This is a genomic window from Mycobacterium sp. TH-M82 (assembly GCF_057473605.1).
In genome coordinates this window covers 1-5,699 of the sequence record NZ_JBYCKY010000373.1, presented here as the reverse complement: position 1 = coordinate 5,699, position 5,699 = coordinate 1, and the positions used below count along the sequence as shown (strand labels likewise).

Genomic DNA, 5,699 nt, shown 5'->3' with positions numbered 1-5,699 from the left:
CGCCACCCACACACACGCCTCCGGGTCGTCGCCGTTGACGTGGAAGATCGGCGCGCCGAGCATCTTGGCGACGTCGGTGCAGTATTCGCTGGACCGGGCATGCTCGGGCGCGGTCGTGAAGCCGATCTGGTTGTTGACGACGATGTGGATGGTGCCGCCGACCCTATAGCCCGGAAGCAGCGCCATATTCAGCGTCTCGGCGACCACGCCCTGGCTGGCGAACGCGGCGTCGCCGTGCAACATCATCGGCACCACCGAGAAGGCCCGCTGGTCTTCGCTGTCGCGAGTGCCCCGATCGAGCAGGTCCTGCCTGGCCCGGACGAGTCCCTCCAGCACCGGGTCGCCCGCCTCCAGGTGCGACGGGTTGGCGGTCAGCGACACCTGAATCTCGTTGTCGCCGAACATCTGCAAATAGAGGCCGGTGGCGCCGAGGTGATACTTGACGTCGCCGGAGCCGTGCGTCTGCGACGGGTCGAGGTTGCCCTCGAACTCGGTGAAGATCTGCGAGTAGGGTTTGCCGACGATGTTGGCCAGTACGTTGAGCCGGCCGCGGTGCGGCATGCCGATCACGACTTCGTCGAGTCCGTATTCGGCGCACTGGTCGATTGCGCCGTCCATCATCGGAATGACGGTCTCGGCGCCTTCCAGGGAGAACCGCTTCTGCCCTATGTACTTGGTCTGCAGGAAGTTTTCGAAGGCCTCCGCCGCGTTGAGTTTGCTCAGTATGTACTTCTGTTGGGCCACAGTCGGTTTGACGTGTTTGGCTTCAAGGCGCTGCTGCAGCCATTCCTGCTGCTTGGACTCGAGGATATGGGTGTATTCCACTCCGACGTGGCGGCAGTAGGCGTCGCGCAACACCGACAACACGTCACGCAGCTTGCGCCGCTTCCCGCCGGGGACTCCGTCGATCTTGAATTCGCGGTCTAAATCCCACAGCGTCAGGTCGTGGGTCAGCACGTCGAGGTCGGGGTGGCTGCGAAACCGCGTGTTGTCCAGCCGCAGTGGGTCGATATCGGCGATCAGGTGTCCGCGGTTGCGGTAGGCCGCAATCAACTCGACGACCCGGGCGTTCTTGTCGACGATCGAGTCGGGGTTATCCGGGCGCCAGCGCACCGGTTCGTACGGGAGGCCCAGCCCGAGGAAGATCTCGTCCCAGAATTCGTCGGAGAGCAGCATTTCGTGCATGCAGCGCAGAAAGTCGCCGGATTCCGCACCCGCGATGATGCGGTGATCATAGGTCGAGGTCAGGGTGATTAGCTTGCCTACACCGAGTTCTGCGATCCGCTGTTCGCTGGCTCCCTGGAATTCGGCGGGGTATTCCATCGCGCCGACCCCGATGATGGCTCCCTGGCCGGTCATCAGCCGGGGCACCGAGTGCACGGTGCCGATGGTGCCGGGGTTGGTCAGCGAGATGGTCACGTCGGCAAAGTCTTCGGTGGTCAGCTTGCCGTCCCGGGCCCGGCGCACGATGTCTTCGTAAGCCGCGACGAACTGGGCGAAGTGCATGGTCTCGCAGCCTTTGATGCCAGCCACCACCAGCGACCGCTGGCCGTCAGCACCCTGCAGGTCGATCGCCAACCCCAGGTTGGTGTGCGCGGGTGTGACGGCGCTGGGCTTGCCGCCGACCTCGGCAAAGTGCCGGTTCATGTGGGGGAACTGCTTGATCGCCTGCACCATTGCGTAGCCGAGCAGATGAGTAAAAGAGATCTTGCCGCCACGGGTGCGTTTGAGATGGTTGTTGATCACGGTGCGGTTGTCGATCATCAACTTGGCCGGTATGGCCCGCACGCTGGTCGCGGTCGGCACCTCCAGCGAGGCGGACATGTTCTTGACCACGGCGGCGGCCGCGCCGCGCAGTACCTGCACCTGGTCGCCCTCGGCCGGCGCTGCAGCGCTGGATTCGACCGCCGAGGCGGCCCGTGACGCCGAGCGCACCCACGACTCCGACGACTCGGTGAGCTTCGCCGGGGGCTTGACGATCGGCGGCGACGGCGTGGCTGCGGCCGGCTCCGGGTTGTAGTCGACCAGAAAGTCATGCCAGCTCGAGTCGACCGAGGACGGGTCGTCACGGAACTTGCGGTACATCTCCTCGACTAGCCATTCATTCTGACCGAAGGGTGAACTGACACCGCTCACGACAGCTACTCGCCTCGATTCCTCATCTTTCGGCAAACCACGTTCGCCACGTCTGGGTGTGTCCGGACATCCCCGGTCCTTGGCTTTGGTCTGCGGTGATCCCGAATGCTTTCACCCTCATAAGGCTAACCCTTCGCAGCTATTCCGCCAGGTGCGTTGTCTTCCGGTCCGGTGTCGCCTTGGCGCGGCGCCGGTAACAGGTGCAAGGTCACCGGCCAGCGGGCGGGCGCCTCACCGAACGCCGTGCGAGCATTGGTGACGATCTTCTTGCCCATCTTGCGGTTGCCCACCGCGCCGATCAGCACCCCGATACCCGCCGGCAGCAGCTTGCCGAACACCAGCGCACCGCGCCGCACGGTGTAGCGCCGGACGAAGTACCGCAGCAAACGGGTGTTCAACTCCGACATCCTCGACAGTGGGACCACCGGCATCGACAGTGCCCCCGCTGCCCCCGCTGCCAGCCACGCACCGTGGGTGCGGCCGGGACCGAGCAGGTCCGCCACCGCGCGCTTGGCGTCCCTGCTGTCGGGGTCGACCAGCACGGCCACCACCAGGGCGCGGCGTTGCTCCCGGTCGTCGGCGGGGATGTCGTGCACCTCCGCGACGGCCAGCACAAACAACGCTGTCGCCTCGAGAAACACCGCGGTCTCCCCGGCGATCGCCGACAGCGCAGCCAGCGTGCCGATGGCGGGCAACACCGCCCAACAACCCACCGCCGCACCGCTGACGGTCACCGCGGCCAGATAGCGTTTCTCCAGTTTCGCGACGACGTCGGCGGGGTCAGCGCCCGGGCGGGCGTCCCGCAACCGCTGTACATAGGCCCGCACCGCGGGGCGCTGCACCCGGGCGCTGCGCTCGATAACGCGCGACAGCACGCGGGCCGCCGTGCCGGGCTTGCAGTCGTCGGCCGACGGTGGCGGATTCCGCGTCGGCCCGTGTTGCCGGGTGCCCATGACACCCTCCGTCCTGATCCGTCCTGGTCGGGTGCGTCCAGGCTTTCAGGCTAGCGTCCCCAGGCGGCCGGGCGAATTGCCCGCCAGCGACTGTCCTCGCCGTCGGGCGGAGTTGTCCGCAACGGCTTCTGTCCGTAGCGTCGCACGAGGTGGGACCGACACAAGGTGAGGATATGACCGCCACGCCGAGCCGGACGGGACCCGGTCACAGCGTGCGCCGCGCCCGCCCGACGCGGGCCCGCCCTGCTCCACCGGCCAACCCGTGGAACGCGCTGTGGGCGATGATGGTCGGCTTCTTCATGATCCTGCTCGACTCCACCATCGTCGCGGTCGCCAACCCCAGCATCATGACCGCACTGGAGATCGGCTACGACACCGTGATCTGGGTCACCAGTGCCTATCTGCTCGCCTACACGGTGCCGCTGCTGGTGGCCGGCCGGCTCGGTGACCGGTTCGGCCCGAAGAACCTCTACCTGATCGGCCTGGCGGTGTTCACCGTCGCCTCGCTGTGGTGCGGCCTGGCCGGCGGCATCGAGATGTTGATCGCCGCGCGGGCGGTGCAGGGCATCGGCGCCGGACTGCTCACCCCGCAGACCCTGTCGGTGATCACCAGGATCTTCCCGCCGCAGCGTCGTGGCATGGCGATGAGCGTGTGGGGCACCACTGCCGGCGTCGCCACCCTGGTCGGGCCGCTGGCGGGCGGTGTGCTGGTGGATTGGCTGGGCTGGGAGTGGATCTTCTTCGTCAACGTGCCGGTCGGTGGCGTCGGTTTGGCGCTGGCGATCTGGCAGATACCGGATCTGCCGACCCACCCGCACCGGTTCGATCTGATCGGTGTCGGCTTGTCCGGGACGGCGGTGTTCCTCGTCGTCTTCGCCCTGCAGGAGGGGGAGTCCAACGGCTGGGCAGCGTGGATCATGGCGATGCTGCTGGCCGGCCTGGGGTTGCTGGTGGCGTTCGTCTACCGGCAGGCAACCAACACCGGTGAACCGCTGATCGCGCTGAGCATCTTCGGCGACCGCGACTTCACCCTGTCCAGTCTCGGGGTGGCCGTCATCGGCTGCGTGGCTACCGCGATGGCGCTGCCGATCATGTTCTACGCGCAGTCGGTGTGTGGGCTCTCGCCCACCCGGGCGGCGGTGCTGACTGCCCCGATGGCGATCTCCTCCGGCCTGCTTGCCCCGGCGGTCGGTAAGATCATCGACCGGTCACACCCGCGGTCGGTGATCGGCTTCGGGTTCTCGGTGCTGGCGATCACGTTGACCTGGCTGGCTGTGGAGATGGCCCCCACCACCCCGATCTGGCGGCTGGTGCTGGCGTTCACCGGGGTCGGTGTCGGCAACGCCTTCATCTGGTCACCGCTGGCCGCCGCGGCCACCCGCAACCTGCCGCCGCAGCTTGCCGGTGTGGGTTCGGGAGTGTACAACGCGACCCGCCAACTCGGCGCGGTGCTCGGCGGTGCCGGTATGGCGGCGTTCATGACGTCGCGCATCTCTGCGAACATGCCGTCGCTGCCCGGCGCGGCGCCGTCCCACGGCAACGCGCCGGGGGCGGCGCTGCAGCTGCCCGAGCTGCTACGCGAACCGTTTTCGGCGGCTATGTCGGAGTCGACGCTATGGACGGCGTTCATCGCGTTGTTCGGCGTGGTCGCGGCACTGTTCATGGTCGGGATCGTGAAATCGTCGGTCCGACAGCCGCGCTGGGCGCTGGCCGGTACGGCCGGAGACACACCCGGCCCGATCGACGACGTCGCCGACGATGCTGCCGGCGACACCGGCGCTCGCGACACCGACGCTCCCACCGAGCTGATCCCGATCGTCTCCGCGGACCACGCCGGCGATGATCGGCAAGACTGGTATCCCGCCTCAGCCGGCATGGGCGCAACCCGGCAGTACGACGGGCCCGATACCGAGCCGCTGGCCGCCCGCGTCGTGCCACAGCGGCCGTTGCCGTCCGAGGTGTGGCGCACCGACCCGGTCGGTTTCGGGCGGCACTCCCACCCCGACGACTGGCCCTGATTGGGGAACCCTGTCGTCGGCCTGTTCGAGTGCGCCGGCGGTCTCCCAGGCCCGCCATCGGTAGCTAGCCACGCTAGCGCGACTAGCTTGATCGTGGTACGGTTCCGCCATGCCCATCGAGAAAGTCAGCAGCACTGAGGCCAAGAATCAGCTCAACCGCCTCCTGGCGGACGTCAAGGCCGGCAACTCGTTCATCATCACCAACCACGGCGAACCCGTGGCGCAGCTGACGCCGATCGTCGCAGTACCGCGACGCTTCGGCCAATTACCAAATCTATTGGTGCCCAGCGATTTCGACGACACTCTCCCAGACGATGAACTCGCGGCGTGGGAAGGCGACAAGGGGTGAATGTCCTCCTTGATACCCACACACTGCTGTGGCTGGTCAGTGACCCGTCTCAGCTGGCTGCGCCAGTCCTCACAGTCCTATCCAGCCCCGATACGAACCTGTGGGTAACGGCCGCCTCGGCCTGGGAGATTTCGATCAAGACCCGACTCGGACGTCTCGATGGGGAAGCATTGTTGTCGGCGTGGACGGACATCCTTGCCGACATGAGCACCTCGGAGTTGCCCATCGAATCGCCGGACGCGA

The 5,699-nt window shown here is 66.8% G+C and carries 5 protein-coding genes; 3 read left to right on the top strand and 2 right to left on the bottom strand.

All coding sequences use genetic code 11. The features are described from left to right. On the bottom strand, window positions 1–2,136 hold a 2,136-nt coding region (locus AC2VON_RS11590; protein ID WP_486953097.1), incomplete at its 3' end, for a multifunctional oxoglutarate decarboxylase/oxoglutarate dehydrogenase thiamine pyrophosphate-binding subunit/dihydrolipoyllysine-residue succinyltransferase subunit. 125 nt (window positions 2,137–2,261) lie between these two features. Further along, complete coding sequence (locus AC2VON_RS11585) at window positions 2,262–3,089, bottom strand: hypothetical protein (RefSeq protein ID WP_486953096.1); 828 nt, start codon at window positions 3,087–3,089, stop codon at window positions 2,262–2,264. 173 nt (window positions 3,090–3,262) lie between these two features. On the opposite strand from AC2VON_RS11585, the gene AC2VON_RS11580 reads away from it, so the two are divergent. The 3 genes from AC2VON_RS11580 to AC2VON_RS11570 all read left to right on the top strand — a co-directional run. After that, window positions 3,263–5,107 (top strand): MFS transporter, encoded by a 1,845-nt coding sequence (locus tag AC2VON_RS11580; RefSeq protein WP_486953095.1) that lies wholly within the window; start codon window positions 3,263–3,265, stop codon window positions 5,105–5,107. 109 nt (window positions 5,108–5,216) lie between these two features. Then, complete coding sequence (locus AC2VON_RS11575) at window positions 5,217–5,456, top strand: type II toxin-antitoxin system Phd/YefM family antitoxin (RefSeq protein ID WP_486953094.1); 240 nt, start codon at window positions 5,217–5,219, stop codon at window positions 5,454–5,456. Beyond that, on the top strand, window positions 5,453–5,699 hold a 247-nt coding region (locus tag AC2VON_RS11570; protein ID WP_486953093.1), incomplete at its 3' end, for a type II toxin-antitoxin system VapC family toxin. The genes AC2VON_RS11575 and AC2VON_RS11570, both read left to right, overlap by 4 nt.

What these genes read in the sequence shown, in the direction of transcription:
- AC2VON_RS11585 (WP_486953096.1), bottom strand. Translation starts at nt 3,089, where the DNA reads ATGGGCACCCGGCAACACGGGCCGACGCGGAATCCGCCACCGTCGGCC.
- AC2VON_RS11580 (WP_486953095.1), top strand. Translation starts at nt 3,263, where the DNA reads ATGACCGCCACGCCGAGCCGGACGGGACCCGGTCACAGCGTGCGCCGC.
- AC2VON_RS11575 (WP_486953094.1), top strand. Translation starts at nt 5,217, where the DNA reads ATGCCCATCGAGAAAGTCAGCAGCACTGAGGCCAAGAATCAGCTCAAC.